9 protein-coding genes are annotated in these 24,186 nt (G+C 63.5%); 5 read left to right on the top strand and 4 right to left on the bottom strand.

Features of this window, described 5'->3' with window-relative positions:
• Window positions 1-2: 2 nt before the first annotated feature.
• Both rfaE2 and ABIC17_RS09685 read right to left on the bottom strand, forming a co-directional pair.
• Window positions 3-1,478 carry a D-glycero-beta-D-manno-heptose 1-phosphate adenylyltransferase gene (gene rfaE2, locus ABIC17_RS09690; RefSeq protein WP_354281328.1) on the bottom strand — a complete coding sequence of 492 codons (1,476 nt, stop codon included), beginning with the start codon at window positions 1,476-1,478 and terminating at the stop codon, window positions 3-5.
• A gap of 18 nt (window positions 1,479-1,496) precedes the next feature.
• Window positions 1,497-2,300, bottom strand: a complete 804-nt coding sequence (locus tag ABIC17_RS09685; RefSeq protein ID WP_354281326.1) for an alpha/beta hydrolase — start codon at window positions 2,298-2,300, stop codon at window positions 1,497-1,499.
• A 122-nt stretch (window positions 2,301-2,422) separates the two neighbouring features.
• Here ABIC17_RS09685 and ABIC17_RS09680 point away from each other — a divergent pair, with 122 nt between their 5' ends.
• The 5 genes from ABIC17_RS09680 to ABIC17_RS09660 all read left to right on the top strand — a co-directional run bounded on the left by ABIC17_RS09680 (window position 2,423) and on the right by ABIC17_RS09660 (window position 20,823).
• Window positions 2,423-2,944 carry a D-glycero-alpha-D-manno-heptose-1,7-bisphosphate 7-phosphatase gene (locus ABIC17_RS09680; RefSeq protein ID WP_354281324.1) on the top strand — a complete coding sequence of 174 codons (522 nt, stop codon included), beginning with the start codon at window positions 2,423-2,425 and terminating at the stop codon, window positions 2,942-2,944.
• Entirely contained in the window at window positions 2,941-4,080 is a 1,140-nt protein-coding gene (locus ABIC17_RS09675) for an AGE family epimerase/isomerase (RefSeq protein ID WP_354281323.1), read from the top strand. The genes ABIC17_RS09680 and ABIC17_RS09675 overlap by 4 nt, the downstream gene beginning before the upstream one ends.
• 234 nt (window positions 4,081-4,314) lie before the next feature.
• Window positions 4,315-17,397 (top strand): hypothetical protein, encoded by a 13,083-nt coding sequence (locus ABIC17_RS09670; RefSeq protein WP_354281322.1) that lies wholly within the window; start codon window positions 4,315-4,317, stop codon window positions 17,395-17,397.
• A gap of 43 nt (window positions 17,398-17,440) precedes the next feature.
• The gene (locus ABIC17_RS09665; protein WP_354281320.1) at window positions 17,441-19,597 is read left to right on the top strand and encodes a sulfotransferase; all 2,157 of its coding nucleotides are present in this window, start codon (window positions 17,441-17,443) and stop codon (window positions 19,595-19,597) included.
• Entirely contained in the window at window positions 19,594-20,823 is a 1,230-nt protein-coding gene (locus ABIC17_RS09660; RefSeq protein ID WP_354281318.1) for a glycosyltransferase family 9 protein, read from the top strand. The genes ABIC17_RS09665 and ABIC17_RS09660 overlap by 4 nt, the downstream gene beginning before the upstream one ends.
• On the opposite strand, the gene ABIC17_RS09655 is transcribed toward ABIC17_RS09660, so the two are convergent.
• Both ABIC17_RS09655 and ABIC17_RS09650 read right to left on the bottom strand, forming a co-directional pair.
• Window positions 20,807-21,610 (bottom strand): FkbM family methyltransferase, encoded by an 804-nt coding sequence (locus ABIC17_RS09655; protein WP_354281316.1) that lies wholly within the window; start codon window positions 21,608-21,610, stop codon window positions 20,807-20,809. The two genes, ABIC17_RS09660 and ABIC17_RS09655, sit on opposite strands and share 17 nt — an antisense overlap.
• Before the next feature lie 102 nt (window positions 21,611-21,712).
• On the bottom strand, window positions 21,713-24,106 hold the full coding sequence (locus tag ABIC17_RS09650) for a DUF3772 domain-containing protein (protein WP_354281314.1): 2,394 nt from the start codon (window positions 24,104-24,106) through the stop codon (window positions 21,713-21,715).
• Window positions 24,107-24,186 lie beyond the last annotated feature (80 nt).

Here is a 24,186-nt window from a genome sequence, read left to right as displayed (position 1 = left end):
GTTTAACGGTTCTCGACCATGACTGTAGCGCAGAGCGCCGGACTTGCCAATTCGCTTGTCGTTGGATCGGTAACGCGTGTCCCCGCGCGCAGGATCGCGGTGGTCGACCGCCCGGCCAGCATCGGTGCGATGAACACCGTGCCCCCGCCGGACCGAACCAGATCCGCTCCGACGATATCATGCAGCGCATAGTCGCCGCCCTTGACGAGAACGTCCGGCCTGATGGCGCGGATCAGCTCGAGCGGCGTGTCCTCCATGAACGCAACGACGTGATCGACCGAAGCGAGCCCACTCAAGACTTCGGCACGATCGGCCAGGTCGTTGACCGGTCGCGTCGGGCCTTTCAGGCGCGTGACCGATGCGTCGTCGTTAAGCCCGACGACCAGCACGTCGCCCTGTCGTCGCGCCAGGTCAAGCAGTCGGACATGTCCGGCGTGAAGCACGTCGAAACACCCGTTGGTGAACACGATCCGCGCGCCCGCCTCGCGCGCATGCGCAAGCTTTGCGGCAAGCAGCGGCAAGAGCACGAGCTTGGTCACGGCATGGTCGCGGCGGTACAACCGTTCTTCCAGGTCACCGCGCGTGACGACGCAGGTTCCCGGGCGGGAGACCGCGATGCCCGCGGCGACGTTCGCCTGATCGATCGCTGCGGCGATCGGCAGTCCCTCAACGATCCCGACGACGAGCGCCGCCATGATGGTGTCGCCTGCGCCCGTCACGTCGAAGACCTGCAAAGCCTCGGTCGGATGGTCGACGACGTCGCCATCGCGCGACACCATCAAAATGCCCTTCGCCCCGCGCGTCACGACGAGATATTCCAGCGCCATCGCGTCGAGCACGGTTGCGGCGCGATCAGCGATGCGGTCGTCGGCGCAGTCGCCGAATAGCGCGTGAAATTCGCGCGCGTTGGGTTTGAGCAGGAATGCGCCCGTGTACCGCGCGCGGTCGGCGCACTTCGGGTCGACGAACGTCGGTACGCCGTGCTCCCGCGCGATTGCCAACAACGTCGGCAGATCGGTGAGTGCGCCTTTATCATAGTCCGATAAAATCACTGCGCGTACGCCGTCCAGTCGTGCCTCGAAGCGTCGCGCCAGTTCCCGTCGCGCGGCGTCGCCGACGCTGCCGTCATGGTCGATCCGCGCGATCTGCTGCACGCCCGATATCACGCGGGTCTTCTGCGTGGTGTGTCGTCCCGGATCGAGGACGCAGTCGAGCACCACCCTGTAGTGTTCCATCATCCGACCAAGGTCTTGCCCGGCAGCATCGTCCCCGCAGATCGTCAGCAGGGCGCAGCGTTGGCCCAGCGCGGCCACGTTCGCCGCCACGTTCGCCGCACCGCCGGGACGGATATCTTCGCGCGCCGCCCTGATGACGGGCACAGGGGCTTCGGGCGAGATACGCGTGGTTTCGCCGATGATGTAGCGATCGACCATCGCATCGCCGACGACGAGAATTGAGGGCGCAAGTGCGTCGGTCATCCGATTAGCCCTCTCATGTCAGCGCCATCCTGCAATCTGCGAAAGCTCGCTTCGCGCGATGAGCGTCGGCCAGCGATCTGCCCAGCCGCTGCCGTGATCCTGGCCGGGGACGATGACGATGGACGCACGCGTGGTGGGCGACATCCGGGCGACGAAGCTCCGCGCGACCGATGGGTCGACGATTCTGTCCTCCGACCCGACGAAGTGGACCTGTGGCAGGTCCGACACGACAGCCGCATCCGTCGCAGGGTCAATCGAGCGGGATAGCGGCGTCAAATGCCTTGCGTGAACCCATTGCGCGAGGTCGAGATTGGCAGCGACCGTGATCAACCCCGCGACATCTTGACGTCGTTCAGCCAGCAGGGCCGCCAGCGCGCCACCGCCCGAGTAGCCGACCAGGATGATCCGCGGCCTGTTCGTCTCGCGCTTGAGCCGGTCCAGCGCCACGTTCGCGCTGTCGATGACGTCGACCGACAGGCGCGCAATGCTCCAGTAATCGCTGTGACAGGTGCGACCGCGCGGATGATATTGGCAGGGGCGCGCAAGCCACGCCACCGCCCCCCTGCCGGGGTGCTGCAGCGCCAGCCGCAGCGCCAGTGGGTCGGTCGGCGTGGGATCGAGCGAACGTCGCCCCTCGCGCGTATAAGCCAGGCCGTCGCCCTCGATATAGACGACCATGACACCCGATCGATCGCTGCCTTGGCGCCATGCCGCAGCGAGGTCGAAATCGGCGGCCGGGATCACTTGCCACTGCCATTCTGCCTGCCGCGCGAGGCGTTGCGCCGACAGACGCGCGTCTGTCGCGGATCCAAAGAAGAGCAAGAACAATGCGGCAAGGTACCGCGCAGTTCGAAGGACACGATGCATGCACAGCCTCTCCATGAGGGCAGTAACATACCTGTATACCCATTGAGCCCTGTCGCATTCAAGGATGCGTATCATCCATGAGGGATGATGACCTTGCGATGACTGGCGCTGCATTTCTCGACCGCGACGGTGTATTGATCTCCGACTGTCGGTATCTGTCTGATCCTGGGCAGATTCAATGGATTGACGGGGCAAAGCTTGCCCTGTCGCGATTGGCGCGGGCGGGCTTTCGCCGCTTCGTCGTAACCAATCAGTCGGGGGTAGCGCGCGGGTATTTCGACGAGGCGGCGATCTTGCGGGTGCATGCCGCACTGCAGGAGGCACTGCCCGAAGAGTCGCGGATCGATGCGTTCGCTTATTGTCCGCATCATCCCGATGGGGCGATCGCCACCTACGCACGACCTTGCGATTGCCGTAAGCCCGCGCCCGGAATGGTCGACCGGTTGATCGCGGACCACGGGATCGATCGCGCGCACAGCTTCCTCATCGGCGACAAGGCAAGCGATCTTCAAGCTGCCGAACGCGCCGGGATCGTCGGGTATCTGTTCGAAGGCGGCGATCTTGATGCATTCGTGGCACGGATCCTGGATCGGATATGACGCCGGGTGATCCCGCCTGGTGGATCGATTGGCTATCCACCCGCGCGCTCCCCTTGTGGAGCACCGCTGGGTTCGACGCCGAGACCGCCAGTTTCGTCGAACGCCTGGCGCTGGACGGCAGCCCGCAACTGGACGTACCGCGGCGGTTGATGGTGCAGGCCCGGCAGGTGCATGCCTTTGCGACCGCCGCCCGCAACGGCTGGCTTGCAGGCGGAGAAGAACTTGCCCTGCGCGCGGGGGAGACGATGATCGCACGATATCATGCGCGGGGCGGCACGGAGGGGTGGGCTTTCTCCGTCGATCGGTCGGGCGCGGTCGTTGACGAACGCCGTGATCTGTATGCGCACGCGTTCGTCCTGCTGGCATTGTCTGCGCTCGTTCGGATCGACGCCAAGCCACGATATTGCGAACTCATCCACCGCACGATGGCGTTCCTTGACCGCGAGATGGCGCATCCCGCGGGCGGCTATGTCGAGCAATGGCCTGTGGCGGTTCTGCCGCGGCGCCAAAACCCCCACATGCATTTGCTCGAAGCGTTCCTGTCGCTGCAGGAAACCGCCGGCTGCGGGGATTTTCGCGCCCGGATCGCAACGATGGTTGATCTGACGGACCGACATTTCTGCCCAGCCGACCGTTCCGACCTGCGGGAATATTACGATGACGATTGGACGGCCGTCGGAGAACCGCGGTTCGAGCCGGGGCACCATTTCGAATGGGTCTGGTTGCTCACGCGATACGCGGGCTCGAGCGGTATCGCCGTGGAGGATCGGATCGACAGACTGATGCGGACGGCGTTGCGCGGTGTCGATGCCCGCGGGCGCGTGGTAGAACATGTCGGGGTGGACGGCACCGCTGCGCCGACCTGCCGGTTGTGGGCAGCAATGGAAGCCGCGAAGGCTTTCGCGACACCGCAGGGGCGTGCGGTTCGACCGACAGGGATGTCGGATGCGCTGGCTGCTGGTTGGCACGCATTCTGTCGCCCGTCGTTCCCTGGCGGTTGGTGGGACCGGGTCGCGACGACCGGGGTCATGCTCGACGCTTATATTCCCGCCAGTTCGCTATACCATATATGTACCGCCCTGGAGTTCGTTGCCGAAAACAGATGTGTGGCAGTTCAGCAGCAATACTCACGATGACGAAGGCATAGTGAACTGTAGTAATACTTAAAGGGCAGTGACAGTACTGCTATAGGACCAACTCCTACCCTATACAGGCTTCATTATGGAGTAAACGTCGCCGAAGCGTCCCGTACGCGTGGCGGCAAGACAGGGGAACCGGTGGTGCTGAACGGCGATACGTCCGAGCGGACCAGACGAACCCGAAACCTCCAAACCGGTATTTCGCTGCTTGCAATCAGTGCCGGGCTGATCTTGCCGCAACCATCGCTGGCAGACACGACCATTTCGGGAACGACGGTCGGCGCGCAGGTCATCAACAGCTCGATCGGACAGTTCTCGATCACCGGAACGGGCACGGTCACGACCACGCTGACCGCAGCGGTCTACAACGACGGCACGATCGGCACGCTGACCAACCAGGGCCAGATCAGCAATACCGGCCAGTTGTTTTACGGGTTGATCAACGCTAATTCTATCGGGTCGGTCGTCAACAGCGGGACGATCCGCGGGCTTGGCGGGGGGATCGTGATCACCCGCAGTACCGCCAATTCGCCGACGGTTCCGGTCATTGGCGCGATCACCAATACCGGTCTGATCCTGGGTGCCACGACGGGTGCGTTCCTCAATATTGGCGGAACGGTCGGGACGCTGACCAACAACGGTACGATCACCGGACCCATGGCGATCTACAACACGTCGGACGGGACATCTTCCGGTTCGATCGGAACGATCGTCAATACCGGGCTGATCGCGGGGAACATCGTCAACGATACCGGTATTATAACGATCAGGGGCGGCAGCGGCGCGACGATTGGCACACTCACCGGGTCGATTCCCGGATCGATCGGGACGATTTCCACCGGTGGCGATATCGTCTTCGCTTCGGGCAATCTGCTGCTCAACGACCGCATCGCCGCGTCCGGCAAGACCGTCACGAACAGTGGCGCGTCGCTGACCCTGACGACGCTGATCGGCGTCACCGGTACCTATGCGCAGTCGGCTGGCAGGCTCATGCTCGGAACCGCGGGGGCGTTGTCGGTGTCCGGGGTTGCAAGCCTGACTGGGGGGACGGTGCAGGCGCTCCTGTCGAACACGGGAAACTATTTCGCCGGAACGCTCGCCACTTTGGTGCAGTCCACTGGAACCGCGGACTATACCGGTGTCACGGTCGGGACGTCTCTGGCAACCGGTTTGAAGACCTCGGGCAGCGTATCGGGCAACCAGTTGCTGCTGCTGGCGACCAATGATTATGTCGGCGGCACGCTGGCGACGCTCAACAATAGCGGAACCATCAACAGCGCGGGGGCCGGCGTCTACGTCGCCGCGACCGGGACGATCGATACGCTAGTCAACTCGGGGACCGTGTTCGGGGCGACCCGCGGGGTCTACCTTGTCTTCGGTGCCCATATCGGCACGATCAGCAACAGCGGCGTGATCGCCGCGGGGACCTTGGGCGGCGCGGCAGCGGGCGGAATCGCCAACAGCGCGGTGATCGACACGATCATCAACAACGGCACGATTCTGAGCAGCAAGAGCAGCGGGATCGGCAACAACTTCGGCAACGCGTCGATCGGCCGTCTGATTAACAACGGCCTGTTGAGCGGCGCCACCGGTGGTATCTATACCGAGGGGACGATCGACGCGGTCATCAATACCGGTCGGATCATCGGGGCGCAGGCCGGCATCAACTTCAACGGCGGCACGATCGGGACGATCGACAACAGCGGGACGATCTCGGGTCCACTCGCATTGTCGATCGCCTCCGGCAGCACGATCAGCGGGATCGGTAACCGGGGTCTGATCTCGGGCAACATCCTCAACGGCAGCGCCAACACGCTGACCATCACCGGCGGCACGGCGGGAACGGTGGGGACGCTGACCGGCCAGTCGGGCAAGGGGACGATCACCAATACGGCGGGCAATCTGGTGTTCGCGTCGGGCGACCTGCTGCTCAACGACAATATCGTTGCGACCGGTCGGACCGTCAGCAACAGCGGCGCTGGCCTGATGCTCGGCACCCTCATCAACCTGACGGGCAATTACAGCCAGTCCGGCGGGACGTTGACGATCGACCCGACGAAGGGCGGCCTGATCGTCAGCGGCACCGCGGCGATCAGCGGCGGCACGGTCAGTTCGACTCTGCTGAGCACCGCGAACTATCTGCAAGGCGGCTACACGCTCGTCAGCGGATCGACCCTCAATCTGGCCGGCGCGACTGTGACGGTCAACGATATCACTGGCCTCGCCAAATCGACGAGCACGGTCAGCAACAGGCTGCTGCTATCGATCGACAACGATTATGTCGGCGGGACGCTGGCCACGCTGTCCAATAGCGCCGCGATCACCGGCAGCTACACCGGACTGTACGTCGCAACTACCGGCAGCATCGGCACGGTGACCAATAGCGGGACGTTCGGCGGCGCACAATTCGGGGTCAACAATCGCGGCACGATCGGCACCTTCGCCAACCTTGGGATAGTCACCAACTCAAGTTTCACCGCCTTTTGGAACCAGGGCAGTATCGGCCAGCTGACCAATAGCGGGACGATCACCAACAGCAGTTGGGCGATTCTCAACGACAGCACGATCGGCACGCTGACCAACACCGGTGTCATCGCTGGCACAGGGAATGCGGTTCAAAACAATGGCGTCATCACGCTGATCGACAACCGCGGGACGATGTCCGGTGGCAGCAACGCACTCGCCGGCATTTTCCAGACCATCGTCAACAGCGGTGTCATTCGCGGCAACCTCAACCAGTCCAACGGGTCGATCGAGAGGATCAACGGCGGCACCGACGGAACGATCGGGACGCTGACCGGCTTCTCCGGGTCGACCCTGGGCACGCTCGGCGCGGGCGACCAGCTCACGTTCGCATCCGGGGCCTTGCTGCTCAACGATAATATCATCGCGGTCGGAACGACGTCTGCCGCCACGACCATCAGCAATACGGGGGCAGACATTGCCCTGTCGACGATCGTCACGATCGACGCCAACTTCCGCCAGACCGCGGGTTTGCTCAACCTAGGCGCTGCGGGGAGGCTGGTGGTAACGCAAGCCGCGACTTTCACGGACGGCACGATCAGCGCCGATGTCAGTGGTGTCTCGGCAAATGCGACCTATCGAGTTGGGGACTCGATTGGCGGCAATCTCGTCAGCGGCGGCATGGGGTCGAGCTACAGCGGTGTGAGCGTCGTAGCGACCGGCGGCGTTACCGGTCTGGCTGCTACCGCCGGCACCAGAGGGACCAATCTCGCGCTGCTGGCCGCCAACATCTATATCGGTGATACGCAAGCGACGGTCACCAATGCAGGGACGATCGCCGGCGTTACCTATCCGCTGTATGTCGCCAACACCGGCACGGTCGGGACGCTGACCAACAGCGGCGCGCTCAGCGGCACCGCCGATGGGCTCAATACCAACGGCAGCATCGGTACGCTCAACAACAGCGGTCTTATTTCCGGTGCGCAGAAGGGATTGGGCAACCAGTCGACGATCGCCACCCTGATCAACGCCGCGGGCGGGACGATCCTGGGCGGCACCGCGGCGGGTCTGCAAAACGACACCTCGCTCGGGACGCTCACGAACGCCGGGTATATTTCTTCGGGGTCCGCAGGCTTCGCCAATTACGGCACGTTGGGGGTGCTGGCGAATAGCGGGACGATCAATGGCGGCCCGCAAGGCATTTACAACGCCGGTAGCATCGCGACGATCGCGAACAGTGGGTCGATCATCTCGGGACAAAGCGCGCTAGGCCTGGGCGGCGTAGTGACCGTACTCACCAACAGCGGTTTCATCGGTAACGCGACCAACGCGATCAACCTATCTGACACGCTGGGTACGCTGATCAACCAGGCCGGGGCGACCATCAGCGGTAATAACGCCCTGTATCTGCAGGGGACGCTCGGGGGGCTTGCCAATAGCGGCATCATCCGTGGCGCGATCCGCAACGATACGGCCAACGTGCTGACGATAACCGGCGGTGCGGCGGGTACGATCGGCACGCTGACGGGGCAATCGGGCAGGGGAACGATCACCAACACACTCAGCCATCTGGTGTTCGCGTCGGGCAACTTGCTGCTCAATGATCATATTGTGGCAACCGGTCGGACCGTCGGCAACCTTGGTGCCAATCTTAAGCTCAGCACGATCATCAACCTTACGGGCAATTACAGCCAGACCGGCGGCACGCTGACGGTCGACCCGCTCTTGGCAGGGCTAGTCGTCAGCGGCACCGCGGCGATCAGTGGCGGCACGGTTCAGTCCGATCTGTCCAGTACTGGCAACTACTTGCCTGGCACCTATACGCTCGTCAGCGCGTCCGCCCTGAACCTCACCGGTGCGACTATATCGGTCAGCACGGTGACCGGGCTATCCAGATCCACGAGTACTGTCGGCAACAAGATCCTGCTGTCGCTCAACAACGATTATGTCGGTGGGACGCTGGCCACACTTGCTAATAGCGCCTCGCTCACCGCCGCCTCGACCGCGCTGTACGTCGCCACCACGGGCCGCATCGGAACGGTCACCAACACCGGGACGTTCGGCGGCGCGCAATTCGGCATCAACAATCGCGGTACGATCGGTACCTTGTCCAACGCGGGGCTCATCACCAACGCCAATTTCACCGCTTTGTGGAATCAGGGCAGCATCGGCCAACTCACCAACAGCGGCACGATCACGAACGGCAGCTGGGCGATCCTCAACAGCGGCACGATCGGAACGCTGACCAACAGCGGCGTCATCGCGGGCGCGGGTGTCGGGGTGCAGAACAACGCCGTCATCACCGTGCTGGACAATCGCGGCACGTTATCCGGGGGCACGAACGCGCTTTCGGGTACGTATGCGACGATCGCCAACAGCGGTATCATCCGCGGCAACATCAATCCGGCCGGCGGGACGATCGGGACGATCATCGGCGGTAGCGGCGGAACGATCGGGACGCTGACCGGGACCTCCGGAACGGTCCAGGGCACGCTTGGCGTCAGCGCCAATCTGACCTTCGCATCCGGTGCCCTGCTGCTCAACGACAAGATCCTCGCCGTCGGCCCCCCGCCGAGCAGCGTGACGATCAGCAACGTGGGGGCGGATATTGCCTTGGCCACGATCGTCACGATTGGCGCCAATTATCTGCAGACCGCAGGCGTGCTGAACCTGGGGAGCAACGGCAGGCTCATTGTCACGCAGGCTGCCGTCCTGTCGGGTGGCACGATCTCCGCCAATTTTGACGGTTTGTCCCCGGCGGCCACCTATCGCGTCGGGTCCGCCGCTGGCGGAACACTGGTCTCGGGGGGCTCCGGGTCCAGTTATACCGGCGTTGACTTGAACGTTCCCGGCAGCATTGCCGGGCTCAAACTGTCGGCGATCACCAGCGGCACGAACCTGATCGTTGCGGCGGGTAACGACTATATTGGCGATACCCAAGCCACCCTGACGAACGACGCGACGATCACCGGTGCGACCTACGCACTGTATGTCGCAGGGTCAGGGACCATCGGTAGTCTGACCAACAACGGCGTTCTCGATGGGGCTGCCAGCGGTCTCTACAATGTAGGACGTATCGGGACGCTGATAAACTACGGATGGACCGGCGGTCCCATCGGGATTCACAATCTTACGACGATCGAGGCTCTGGGCAACGCGGGAACGGTATTCGGCGCAGGCGGTGCGACGGCTACGGGCGTGCTCAACGCAGGGTCTATCGGCATACTGTTGAACGTCGGACTGATTGGTGGCGGGACGGCGACCAATGCGAGTTACGGCATCGACAACGTCGGGCGGATCGGCACGCTGGTAAACAGTGCCGACGGGATCATCAGCAATAGTGCCGGAAATGGCGCGGGCCTCTCGAACGGCGGAACGATCGGTAACCTGTCGAATGCCGGACTGATGACGGGCAGCGGCGCCGGGGTAAGCAACGCTGGAACGATCGACCGCTTCGCGAACAGCGGTACGATCCAAACCAACGACGACCAGCGCATGACGGGGCTGTACAACGGCGGCACGATCGGCACGCTCACGAACAGCGGCGTGATCGGCAACAACATCGGGATTTACAACGCGGGCGGATCGATCGGCTTCCTCATCAACGCGCCTAGCGGGACGATCGGCGGTGCGGTCGGGATCTTTGATACCGGCAATGTCGGTATGCTGAGCAACAGTGGAACGATCACCGGAACTTCGAAGGGGCTGTATGCATCAGGCACGATCGGCACCTTGCTCAACGCAGGCGTCCTGACCGCAAGTGCAGGCCCGGCAATCACGATCACCACCGCCGGACACATTGGCGGGATCGGCAACAGCGGGCTGATCCGTGGCGACATCGTCAACGCCAGCGCGAACGACCTGACCTTTACCGGCGGATTTGACACGCTGGTGGGCACGCTCACCGGCAATATTGGGCGCGGGTTGATCGACAATAATGCGAGCAACCTGACGTTCATCAGCGGCGCGCTGCTGCTGAACGACGACATTATCGTCGGAAACAGTCACACGGTGACCAATCTGGGTGCCAATCTGACGCTCGGCGGCATGACGACGATCATGGGGAATTATAGCCAGACGGGCGGGATCCTCTCCTTCGTGCCAGGGACCAGCGGCTTGACCGTGAGCGGTGCCGCGGCATTGTCCGGCGGAACGGTGTCGGCTTCATTGTCGAATACAGGCAATTATCTGGCTGGTGATAATGTCGTCCTGATTTCCGCAGGAACGGGTTCGAATTATACCGGCGTGACGGTCAACGGTGCACCTACGGGCTTGCTTGCCACACAAGGGACGGTCGGCTCGTCGCTGATCGAGACGTTCGACAATACGTACATAGGCGGCACACTGTCGACACTGACGAACAGCGGTCAACTGAATGCACCGACCGCAATCTACATCGCGGGCACCGGCAATCTGGGGACGCTATCGAACAGCGGGATGGTCCGGGGCGACATCGTCAACCTGTCCGCCAATGCGGTGACGATCGTGGGCGGTACGAACGGTACAGTCGGGACGTTCACCGGTCAGTCCGGCCAGGGCAGGATCGTAAGCACGATCGGGAATGTCGTCTTGGCCTCGGGCAGCATGCTACTCGACGATGCGGTCGACGTTGGGTCGGGTACGCTTGCCAATATCGGCGCGGCGGTAGCCGTGACGGGCGCGGTAAGCGTGACCGGCGCATTTACCCAGACGGACGGCACGCTGTCGTTCGCGAATGGCACCGGCCAGGTGATCGCCAGCGGGGCGGCGTCACTGACGGGGGGGACGATCGAACTGAACGGCATCTCCGCGACCGGGAATTATCAGGCGGGAGACAGCAGCGGGACGGTGGTGCAGGGCGGTGCCGGGTCGGCCTATACCAACCTGTCCTACGCATCCGGTGTCACCGGGTTGCAACTGGTCGGAACCACGCAAGGCAATGCGTTGCGGGTCGACTTTGCCAATTATTATGTCGGCGGTTCGCTGGGGTCGATCGTCAATGTCCAAAACTTTGCCGTTCCGACGTCCGTATACGTTAGCGCCACCGGCACGCTCGGCACGCTGACCAACAATGGGAACCTGACGGGGCAGATCGGTGTCGTCAATCACGGCATGGTCGGTGCGATCATCAATGTCGGAACGTTCGATGTCGGCACGACCGGTATCTCCAATACCGGTACGATTGGCCTGGTTTCGAACGGTGGACTGCTGTCCGGGCCGGTAGTGGTCGACAATGCGGGCGCGCTCGGCACCATTTGGAACAGCGGCACGCTTGCTGGCAACATCATCAATCGTTCGATGCAGGATCTGGTGTTTGCCGGGAGTGGTAGCGGGTTCGGAACGCTTACCAGTTACGTCCCGGGCAGTCAGGGAACGATTACCAACACGCTGGGCAACGTCATCCTCGCGTCGGGTGGTATCGTCCTGAACGATACGGTCGTTTTGGGTACGCGAACGCTGGTCAACGATGGTGCGTCGGTCCAACTCCAGGAATCAGTCAACGTAGTCGGCAATTACGCGCAGGGATCGGGCACGCTCGCCTTGGGTATGGCGTCGCTGCTGGTCAGCGGTGTCGCGAGCATCACCGGCGGGTTGATCACCAGTGATCAGCTTGACAGCACGGCGAACTATAGCGCCGGCAGCGGGGGCGGAACGCTTGTTCGCGCGAGCGCCGGGTCGAGTTACGATGGTGTTTCGGTCGCGTCGGGCGTCACCGGACTGGCGATTGCCGCGTCCACCGGGACGATCGGCGGCAACGTGGATTTGTTGTTAACGATCAATAATGACTATGTCGGCGGTACGCTCGGGACTCTGGTCAACAGCGGAACGATCACGGGGGTCTCGACCGCCGCTTATGTCGCGGCGAGCGGCCGCCTTGGCACGCTTGGGAACAGCGGCACACTGGAGGGCAGCCGGTTCGGCGTGCGCAATCTCGGGGTAATCGACCGGATCGAGAATGACGGCGTCATCGGCGGTACGGTCGGGCTGTACAACGGCGGCACGATCGGGACGATCCTCAATAGCGGAAGCATTATCGACACACCCGTCGTCCTGGCGGCGGGCCTCGCCAATGACGGCGTCATCGATGCGGTCCTCAATGCAGGCTTGATCAGCGGAACGTCCCGCGGCTTGTACAACACCGCGACGATCGGTCGGATTGTCAACAGTGGCACGATCGCGGGTCTGCTTGCGCTCTACAATGGGGGTAGCATCGGAACGATCGACAACAGTGGTCTGATCACCGACTCGCAAGGTCCGGCCAGCGCAGGCTTGAACAATGGCGGCCAGCTCGACGTGTTGCGTAATAGCGGCACAATCTCCGGCGAGACCTACGGTCTCGTCAACACCGGATCACTCGGTCGGGTGACCAACCTCGGGCTGATCACCGGGGCCACCGCGATCTACGCCGCCGCAACGGGCACGCTCGGACCGATCGACAATGGCGGGATGATCGCCGGCAATATCGATAACCAAACTGCGCAGGCGCTGACCATCACCGGCGGCACGTTCGAGACCGCAGGCACGCTGACCGGCTTCGGAGGCGGACGCGGAACGATATCGAGCCTATTGGCCGATGTGGTGTTCAGTTCGGGCGTTCAATTGCTCGACGACGACATCGTCGCAACGGGACATGTTGTCTCGAATGCTGGCGCAACCCTCGGACTTCTTACTTCTGCGAACATTACCGGCGGCTACAGTCAGACCGCAGGTGCACTATACGTCCTGAACGGTGCACAGCTTGTGGTCAGCGGGGCCGCCAACCTCACCGGGGGGGCGGTGGTCACGCAGTTCGACCCGACCGCGAACTACCTCGCAAACGAAAACGCTGGCACGTTGGTCCGCGGCGGCGTGGGATCGAGTTACGACGGCGTGAACGTCGACACCGGCAATATCGACGGGCTGGCGCTGACCTCGAACATGGCCGGTACCAACCTCGTCGTGACCGCGCGGAACACATACATCGGGGGCAGTCTCGGCAGCGTCGCGAACGTGGGTTCGTTGGCAGCCGACTATCCCGTCTACATCGCAGCGACCGGCGCGCTCGGAAGCCTCACCAATAGCGGCACGCTCAGCGGCGCGATCGCCGCGATCTACAACGCGGGTACGCTCGGGCCGATCACCAACAGCGGCATCATCGCTGGCAATATCGATAACCGATCGACGCAGGCGCTGACCATCACCGGCGGCACGTTCGAGACCGCCGGCACGCTGACGGGCTTCGGGGGTGCTCGCGGAACGATATCGAGTACGTCAGCCGATGTGGTGTTCGGCGCGGGCGTGCAGTTGCTCAACGACGACATCGTTGCGACGGGACATATCGTATCGAATGCGGGTGCAACCCTCGGACTTCTCAACTCTGCGAACATTACCGGCGGCTACAATCAGACCGCAGGCGCGCTTTACGTCCAGAACGGCGCGCAGCTCGCAGTGAGCGGGGCTGCGAACCTGACGGGTGGTGCGGTGGTGACGCGGTTCGACCCGACCGCCAATTACCTCGCGAACGAGAACGCCGGCACGTTGGTCCGCGGCGGCGCGGGATCGCGCTACGACGGTGTGAACGTCGATACGGGCAATATCGACGGGCTTGCGCTGACCTCGAACACCGCCGGAACCGACCTCGTTGTGACCGCGCGGAACACCTATATCGGGGGGAGTCTGGGCAGCGTCGCCAACACCGGCGCGTTGACCGCGGACTATCCCGTCTACATTGCTCAGACCGGCGCGCTGGGGGCGCTTAACAACAGCGGCACCCTCAGCGGCGCGATCGCGGCGATCTACAATGCCGGAACGCTCGGACAGATTACTAACAGCGGCGTGATCGCGGGCAATATCGACAATCGTGCGGCGCAGGCGTTGAGCATCTCCGGCGGAACGCTGACAGGATATGCGCTGGGCAGCCAGGGAACGATCTTCAGCGCCAACGGCAACGTCGTCCTGACGAACGCCATTGCGCTCAACGATGCGTTCGATGTCGGCACGAATACTGTGGTCAATGCCGGCGCATCGCTGTCGCTTCTCAGCGGGGTCAGCATCCAGGGCAATTTCCGTCAGGACAGCGGTCTGCTGGCGCTTGGAGGCACATCCGGGCTGGTGGTCAGCGGGTCGGCGCTCCTGACGGGCGGTACCGTCTTAACCGACATCGTCACCGCGGCGACCTATCTGGCAGGAGCAGCCGTCGGGACTTTGGTCCAGGGCGGCGCGGGATCGCGCTATGCCGGGGTCGAGGTGATTACGGGCAACACGCCGGGACTGGCGCTGACCGCGGGCGCGAGCGGAAGCAATCTCGTGGTGACTGCGAACAACAACTATATTGGCAGCACTCTGGCGAGCCTGTCGAACAGCGGTGCCTTTACAGCCGATTATCCCGTCTACATCGCTGCGACCGGCACATTGGGAAGCCTCACCAACAGCGGCACGCTCAGCGGCGCGATCGCGGCGATCTACAATGCGGGTACGCTCGGGCCGATCACCAACAGCGGCCTGATCGCAGGGGATATCGAGAACTGGGCTGCGCAGACGCTGACGATCTCGGGCGGCACAGGAACCGATATCGGTACATTGACGGGCTTCGGCGGGGGGCGCGGCGCGATCCTCAGCCCCGGCGGCGATGTGGAGTTCGCCGGGGGGACGCTCGCCCTCAACGACGATATCATCGTCACCGGGCATGTCGTATCAAACAAGGGCGCGGATCTGCTGCTCGCGTCCACTGCGACCGTGACTGGCGGGTATGGCCAGACGGCAGGATCCCTCACTCTTGCGAAGGACGCGAAACTCGTCGTCAGCGGCACCGCGACGCTAAGCGGCGGAACAATAACGACGAGCTTCACGCCGACCGCCAACTATCTGGCAGGCGCTACGGCAGGCACGCTGGTCCAGGCTGGTACGGGTTCAAGCTATACCGGCGTAACCGTCTCCGTTGGATCGACGCCCCCGCTCGAGCTTTCGTCCGCGACGGTTGGATCCAATCTAATCGTGACCGCGCAGAACAATTTCGTCGGCGCGAACCTTGCCAGCCTGACCAACAGTGGCAACCTCTCGACGCGTTATCCCGTCTTCATCGCAGCGACCGGCACGCTTGGCAGCCTGACCAACAGCGGCACGCTAAGCGGATCGGATGCTGCGATCCGCAATCTTGGTGCGATCGGACCGATCGGCAACACCGGCGTGATTGCCGGCAACATCGTCAGCGACGCCGCTGCGGCATTGGCGATCGCCGGCGGCAGTGGGACGGTGTTCGGGACGTTGACCGGCTATGCCGCGGGTAGCCAGGGAACGATCGTCAACCCCGGTGGCAATCTGCTGCTCGCCGGCAACATCCTGCTCAACGATGCGATTGACGTGGGCAGCCGGGCGTTGATCGCCGATGGCGCGACGCTTGCCGTCAACGCACCGGTCGGGATTACCGGCAGTTACAGCCAGACCGGCGGCAAGTTGCTGATCGGGGTCACGTCGAGCGCGGCCTATGGTCAGCTCTCGGTCACTGGCGCGGCAAGCCTGACGGGCACGAACGTCACGTTGGTCAAATTGGGGTCCGCGACACTGGCGGCAGGGCAGGCCTATACGGTGGTGAAGGCCGGCGGTGCGCTGACGTTCAGCAACCTGACCTCGTCTGTAACGGGGCTGGACGGCGCTTTTTCCAGCGTTGCCAGCGGTGGTGTGACGGGCCTCGTCCTTACGCTGAGCATCCCCACGGGCACGATCACGCCGCCGCCGCCAACGAGCTTCACCGGCACTGGCATCGTGGCGGGTGGTCCAGGCGTCGGCACGGGCGCGGCCTTGGATGCGATTGCCGACCTCGGCGGACCGGCGGCGACCCCGGTGATCACCAATGTCCTGCTGCCGCTGTCACAATTGCCCGTGGAGCAGCAGCAAACGGCGATCGTTCAACTCGCGCCGACGCAGCTAACGCCGCAAGTCATCGCGGTTGCCGTATCCCCCGCGGTCAACGCGATCGTACAGCATCAGGAAGTGCTTGCCGCAGCCGTGACTGGCCGTGAGGAGCGTGGCCTTGCTGCGGGATCGCAAGGGCAGCGCGGCGCGATCTGGGGGCAGTTCCTGATCAATTCGGCGACCCGTGCGGCGGTGGCGGCCGCATCACCGTATCAAGCCAGCAGCTATGGTGTGATGGTCGGCGCAGACCTGATCGGCACGCCGAACCTGATGGCGGGGGGGGCGATCAGCTGGATCAACAGCACAGCGCACGGACGCGGCAATATCAGCGGCAGCTCGACGACGCTCAACAGCTTCCAGGCGACGGGATACTTCTCGTGGCAACCGGGCGATCCCGAAACCGCTGGTTTCGCAATCGATGGCCAACTCGGCTTCGGGTACAACAAGTACGACCAGCGGCGGCGGATCGACTTCCTCGGCGTCAGCGCGCGCGCATCGTACGACGGCCAGCAATATCTGGGGAACCTCCGCGCGAGCTACACGATCCCCTTGTCCACCAGCGCTTCGGTCATGCCCTTCGCCAGCCTTCGCGAAGTGCATCTGCACAATGCCGGATACCAGGAGCGCGACGCCGCGTCCGCCAATCTGAAGGTCTCGAGCCTCGACGTCGACTCGCTCAGTCACGAGATCGGCTTCCAGGCTGCGGGTGTGTTCGAGGCGACCTCGGGTCGTTTCGCCCCGCTGCTGAAGCTCGGCTGGGTCCATACCTACACCAATGGTCCGATCCCGCTGACCGCCGTGCTTGGGGGCGTTGCGTTTACCAGCACGTCCGCCCGCGGTGCGCGCGACGGGCTGACGGTTGGGGCAGGGCTATCCTTTATGCAGACCGAGCGGTTCCGGATCGGCGTGCAATATGACGGCGATTTGCGCCGTGATTTCAAGAGCCACTCGGGAACTGTCAGGATGACGTTCAGCCTGTGACCGAGCGATCCCTGACCAAGCAACCCAGAAGAGGGAGTGTTGCATGAGCGATCCCGCACCGACCGGCATAACGATCGAGCAGGCGCTGGGGCAGGCCAGTGCGCATTGGAACGCGGGGCAGGCGGACCAGGCCGAACGCTTGTGCCAGCATGTGCTGGCGATCTGGCCCGGGCAATCCGACGCGCATCATCTCCTGGGGTTGATGGCACATGCCTATGGAAACCTCGACAACGCGATCGATCATCTCCGTCGCGCCTCCCAGGCACCGCGGGTGCAAGCGATCTATCTCAGTAATTTAGGCGAGATGTGTCGCCAGAAGGGGCTGCTGGTCGAGGCCGAGGAGGCCGCCCGCCGCGCCGTGACGATGGACGCCACGATGGTTGCCGGGTGGAACAACCTCGGGATCATCCTACAGGAAGAGGGCAAGCTCGACGACAGCCTGTCTTGTCTCGAACGCGTCGTGTCGTTGCAGCCCAACTATGCCGAGGCGCACAACAATCTTGGCAACACGCTGAAACGGTTGGGACGGCTGGACCAGGCGCGTTGGCACTACGCGCGCGCGTTGGAACTGGCGCCCGGCTATGCCGAGGCGCTGAGCAACATGTCGCATCTACTCAACGATCTTGGCGATCTCGATCAGGCGATGACCTTCGCGCGCCGCGCGATCGACGCCAATCCGCGCCTGTCCGACGCTTACATCAACGCGGCCGCAGTCGAAGTAGCGCGGGACCGCTATACGGAAGCGCTTCGCTGGATCGATGCACTGCTCAGTTTCGCACCGCTACACGTGGGAGCGCTTGGTGTGCGAGCGACGGCGTTGCGGCAGCTCGGGCGGCTCGAAGAGGCGCTGGCCGAAGCGCGGCGCGCCGCAGCAGCCGCGCCGAACGATGGCGAAATCCAGAACATCTCGGGCGAAGTCCTTCAGGCGCAGAACAAATTGCCCGAAGCGCTCGCAGCATTCGACCGCGCCGCCCTGTCCACCGGATTCGCACCCGAGAAAGCGCTCGTTAATCGCGGAATTGCGTTGATGGAACAGGGCCATAAAGGCGACGCCGAGGTGGTGTTCGAAAACATTCTGGCGCACAACCCACGCTCGGTACCCGCATGGTTCAACTTCGCCGATCTCCACCGTTTTCGCCCCGGTGATCCACGGATTACGGCGATGGAGGCCTTGCTTGCGCCGGGCGGGATCGAGGGCAGGGCGGATCGTACCGCATTGCATTTTGCCTTGGGCAAGGCCTGGCTCGACGTCGGAAACCCCGAGCGCGCTTTTGCGCATCTCGACGATGGTAATCGCCGCAAACGCGCGAGTTTTTCCTATGATGCGACGGCAACCGATCGGTGGATAGACGAGATCATCGCGGCGTTTCCGGCCGAGCGTTTTCAACACCCTAGGGCAGGAATTTCCGGAAGCGACCTAGCGGTGTTCGTCGTTGGCATGCCCCGATCGGGCACTACGCTCGTCGAACAGATCCTCGCGTCGCATCCTGACATCTTCGGTGCGGGTGAGATGTCCGCGCTGCAAGTGGCGGTTAACACTGCCGGACTGTATCCGGCATCGGCGGCGAAGTTCTCGGTGGAGGAGGAAGCGGCGCTTGGTGCGCAGTATCTCGAGGCTATTCGCCCGCTTGCGCTGCAGCATCGCCGGGTCGTCGACAAGATGCCCTCCAACTTCCTGTTTGCGGGGCTGATTCACCGGATCCTGCCCGATGCGCGGATCATCCATGTTCGCCGCGATCCGGTCGATACCTGCCTGTCCTGCTATACCAAATTGTTCACGCGCGAGCAGCAATTCGCCTATGATCAGACCGAACTCGGACGGTTTTACCGCAGTTACGACCGGCTTTTAGACCATTGGCGCACGGTTTTACCGGCCGATCGTTTCATCGAAGTGCGGTACGAGGACATCGTCGGCGATATCGAGAGGCAAAGTCGACGGATGCTCGCGTTCTGCGGGCTCGATTGGGATCCGGCCTGCCTCGACTTCCATCACACCGCGCGGATCATTCGCACCGCCAGCCTCAATCAGGTCCGGCAACCGCTTCACGCCGACAGTATCGGGCGGTGGCGACCCTATGCGCAGTATCTCGCGCCGCTGCTCGATGCGCTGGGGATCAGTGCGGCCCCCGCGGTGGAGACGATCGTCAGCGACGTGCCCAAGGTTCGCGCAAAGCGTGGCCCGCGACTGGTGGCGGGATGACCGGGCCGGTCCTCGACCTTCAAGCCCTCGAAGTCGAGCTACGGCCGCTGCTTCAGGCGGGGCGTGGACGCGAGGTGGAGATGCGAGTTCGCCCCTTGCTGACCAACGGCGCGGGGCCGGTGGCGCTGTGGGCACTGCTGGCGCAAGCGTTGCGGGTCCAGGGCCGGGTGCAGGAGGCTCGACCAATCCAGGAAATGCTGGTGGACGCGCTGCCCGGGCATGTGTCGACGCGCTTCGACCTGTCCGAAACGCTGCTGTTGCTCGGCGAATTTGACCGTGGGTGGCGCGAGTACAGCCATCGGTACAGCCTTGCGCACACCACCCGGATCGAACGTAAGGTGCAGCGACCGCGTTGGGACGGCCGCGCCATCCCCGGGCAGACGCTGCTGATCCATGATGAGCAAGGCTATGGCGATACCTTCCAGTTCATGCGGATGGTAGGGTGGGCCAAGGCGCGTAGTCAGGCGACGGTCGTGCTCGAAATCAATCACGAGACCGCTTCGCTCGCGAGGCGCATGGCGGGGTTCGACGCGATCACCTTGCGCGGAGAAATTCCGCCGAGGTTCGACGTGCATTGCGAGATGATGAGCTTGCCGCACGCGATGGGGCTGACGCTGGACGATCTGCCGGGGTCGTCCATGCCCTATCTGTCGGCACTGCCCGAGCGGCGTGCGGTCTGGCGCAGTCGGCTTGCGCCATATCCGGGACTGAAAGTCGCGTTCCTGTGGGCAGGGCGCCCGACGCACTTCAACGATGCCAACCGCTCGATGACGCTGGCGCAGTTGCAGCCGCTCGCACAGGACGGGGTAACGTTCTTTTCGATCCAGAAGGGGCCGACCGAGGGGCATGCGCTGACGCCGCCGGTCGGAATGGATGTCGTCAGTCTCAGCCATCAAATCAACGACTTCGAGGATACTGCCGCAATCCTGTGCGAAGTCGACCTGCTGATCTCGATCGACAGTTCCCCGGTTCATCTGGCGGGTGCGCTCGGTTGTCCGGCATGGGTGATGCTGCCGTTGCTGCCGGACTGGCGCTGGTTGCAGCATCGCACCGACAGCCCGTGGTATCCCTCCGTCCGTCTGTTTCGCCAGCGGGAATGGGGGCGCTGGGATCAGGTGATCGATGACGTCGCGACCGCGCTGACGCTGGAAGCCGCCCGTCATCGCGATACGGCAGCGTCACCGGTCGAGCGGCTTGAACCGCAGCGGGTCAGGCGTTCAGGCTGATCGGGCACGACCAGTTCGCCGGGTCGATCGGCAGCGCACCCTCAACGGTGACATTCACCTCGCGCGGCAGACACAGCATGTTGATCGATACCGTGCCGGGCCAGACGTTCTGCGGATTGCCGCGGAAGTTATCGGGCGAGAACAAGCTCGGAAGATGCCAGTACAGGCAATAGTCGAGATTTGCGATCGCCGTGATCACGGCCTGCTGGTTCGCCGCGCGATCGTTCTCGATGTAGATCGTGGGACGGCATCGGCGGATGGTCTCGACGGCGCCCTGCAACACAGCGGGTTCGAACCCCTCAACATCGATCTTGAGCAGCCCGCACGCGTCCAGGCCCAGCCCGTCCAGCGTCCGAACCCGGACTTTGCGGCCATTGCCCTGACCTTGCAGTGAAACCCCGCCGAAGTTGCCGCCAGCGGCATAATCGATCGCGGGAATAATCGCCTCGCCCTCCTCTGCGCCGCAAGCGTCAGGGAAGGCGACGGCATTGGTGACGTTATTCATCGCGAGATTGCCGCACAGGATCTGGAACAGCAGTTGCTGCGGCTCGAACGCGTAGAACGGGCCGGGGGCGCAGGCACGTGCCATGTCGACGCTGTGCGATCCCATGTTCGCGCCGATCTCGACCACGGTCATACCCGGACGGATCAGCTGTCGCAGCATTCGCCATTCATCCGGCGCATATTCGCCGTAGAGATCCAGCGCCCGCGTGACATATTGGTCGCCTGCTAGCGCGAGCATCGGCCCCGAACGGGTGGCGTACGTCCTGATCACGGGTTCGCGCATGGACCCTGCTCCTGATCGCGAGGGGACGATGACGCGGTTCGATACAGGAGCCGATCGGAGAGTATCGCTTCACCGCGAAAACCCAAACGAAAAGCGACGGTTTCAGGCTTCGGGTTCAACCAGCGGTCGGTTCGCTGCTACCAGTTCGATCCGCTGCGGGATCGTGCCGATGTCGATGCCTTCTACGCGGAAGCGTTGCAGCAGGGTCATCAGCACTGCGCTACGGGCGCTGTACGCGGCACGCGGGTGTGCGACATGGCCGAAGCAATTGAACGTGATCCGCCCATTGACGAGACCGTCGATGAACACCGCGGGGGCAGGGTCCGACAGAACCGCACTCTCGCCCGCAAAGGCTTCCTGCACCATCGTCCTGACCGCCTGGGCGTCGCTGTCGAGCGGGACCGAGAACTGGATCTGGATGCGCCCCAGCGGGTTGGCCATCGTCTTGTTGAGCACGGATTTTGTGATCAGTTCGGAATTGGGGACGATCAGCGTCGAATGGTCCGCCAGTTCGATCTCGGTCGAGCGTACGCTGATCCGCTTGACGTCGCCTTCATCGGTTCCGACCCGAACGAGGTCGCCGATCTTGATCGGGCGTTCCGCCAGCAGGATCAGCCCCGACACGAAGTTCTGCGTGATCGCCTGCAGACCGAAGCCGATCCCGACCGACAAGGCCGACAACAGCAAGGCCACGCGTTCGACGCCGATGCCGAGCGACGCCAGCGCCCAGATGAACGCCAAAGCGATCCCGACATAGCGCGCGACGAGGCTGACCGAATTTCGCCCGCTGCCGTCGAGGTCGGTGATCGGCAGATAGCGCGTCTCCAGCCAGCCCATGAAGCCGCGGACGAGCGCCAAGCCGACGAACAGCACGATCATCCCCCGCAGGATATTGGCCGGGGAAATTGATACGCCGCCGAACTCGACGCCTTGCGCGAGGACGCCGAGCCGGCCGAACATCGTGCCGATCCCGTTGCCGCCGCTGAACGGAGTCGCCAGCAAACCGAGCGCCAGCAGGACAAGCGCAATCCGCAGCACCGCTGAAAGCAGCACGCCGAACTGGTCGACCATGCTCGGTCGCACGCCCAGCGTGCGGGTGACGGTCACGCCGAGCGGGCTGTCCCGCACGAACATGCTCGTCGACACGTCGTCCACCGCAGCCATCAGCAGATACAGGGTGGTCCCCAGGATCGTCGCCCAGCACACCACCCAGGCGATGAACAGGCTGAGGGCGATATAGCCGAGCAGCAGCGCGACGAACGCAAACGCGACCAGCGCCCAGGCGAGCAAGGTTCCAAGACCGATCCCTGCGCTCGTCTTGACGTATTCGATCGGCTCGGTGCCCGCCCGCTTGGCCCGCAGCCGACCCAGTACGATCAGGAAGACGGCGATCAGCACCAGACGTAGCGACGCATTGAGCGTCTGCGTCGCCACAAGTGCCGGCTGGCTCGTTCCGATCGCGGTCGTGATCGCGCTGAGCAGGATGCTTGCGAACGAGAGCCCCGCCAATACCCAGGAGAGCGGTCGCAACGCCGAGGCGGTATCATCGTCGAGCGGGGCGACGCGCCACGAAGCCCCGTTGCGCATCAGCAGCGCGCCGCAAACGGCTGCGGTATAGGCACTGAACCCGATCGCCATGACGAACGCGTCGAGGACACTGCTCCACCGCGTCGGGAGCAGCCCCGACCAGCGCAATCCCTGCACCAGTGCGACCGCGGCGAGCAGCGGCGCAAGCGTTCCCACAAACACGCGCCACATCGCGTTGGCCGATCGACGAACCCGGTGTCCGGGCGCACCTTCGACCAGGAGGCGTTGTCCGAACTGTCGTGCGCGAACCCGTACCGGGAACAACAGGACCAGCCCCAGCAAAATCCCCAGGACCATCGGCCAGGGCAAGCTGCCATGCCATTGCGCGCGGATCTGGCGGGTGCCTTGCGCCAGGAACAGCTCGGTACGGCGAAGGTCTCGCGGCAGCGCCTGGACGATTGCGCGCCAATAGGCGGGTGTGAGGGGGGAGGCGACCTTGGCGGTGATCTTCTCGTTGAACTGTTGCGCTCGACTACGGTCGAGTTCCTCGATCAACTGTTCCGCTTCGACGTTGGCAAGCCCGCCCCGCTTGATTGCGGAATCGATCGACGAGCGTTGGCGCGCGAGGACCGTCCGTTGTGTGCTGATCTCGACCGGTTCGGAAACGCCCGCGGTAACGGGCCCAAGCCCAGCGATCCGTGCATCGATCAACGTCTGCTGCTGCCGCAATTGCTCGGTCACGTCAGCGGCGACCTGTTGCGCGGCCAGCGTACGATTGCGGAGCGTCTTCTGGTCGTCGGCATCGACACGCTCGTCGAGCTGCCCGTCCACTGCGCGCAACTCGGTCTCCGCGCGTCCAAGCTGTTGCGAGAGGGTGGCGACCGACGGGGTCTGCGCAAGTGCAGCCGCTCCGGTCATGACGAGCAGCACCGCGAGGATCGCTCGGAGCAGGAACATTGGGGATGGCATCACCATCGCCATAAACATGCGTTGATGCCGCGGCAACGCGACCAGCATGGTTCTTGCGGGATACTGTGTTTGTTCTGCGG

Origin of the sequence: Sphingomonas sp. PvP056 (assembly GCF_040549155.1) — a bacterium.
Taxonomy (GTDB): domain Bacteria; phylum Pseudomonadota; class Alphaproteobacteria; order Sphingomonadales; family Sphingomonadaceae; genus Sphingomonas.
This window is presented reverse-complemented; position numbering and strand designations above follow the sequence as displayed.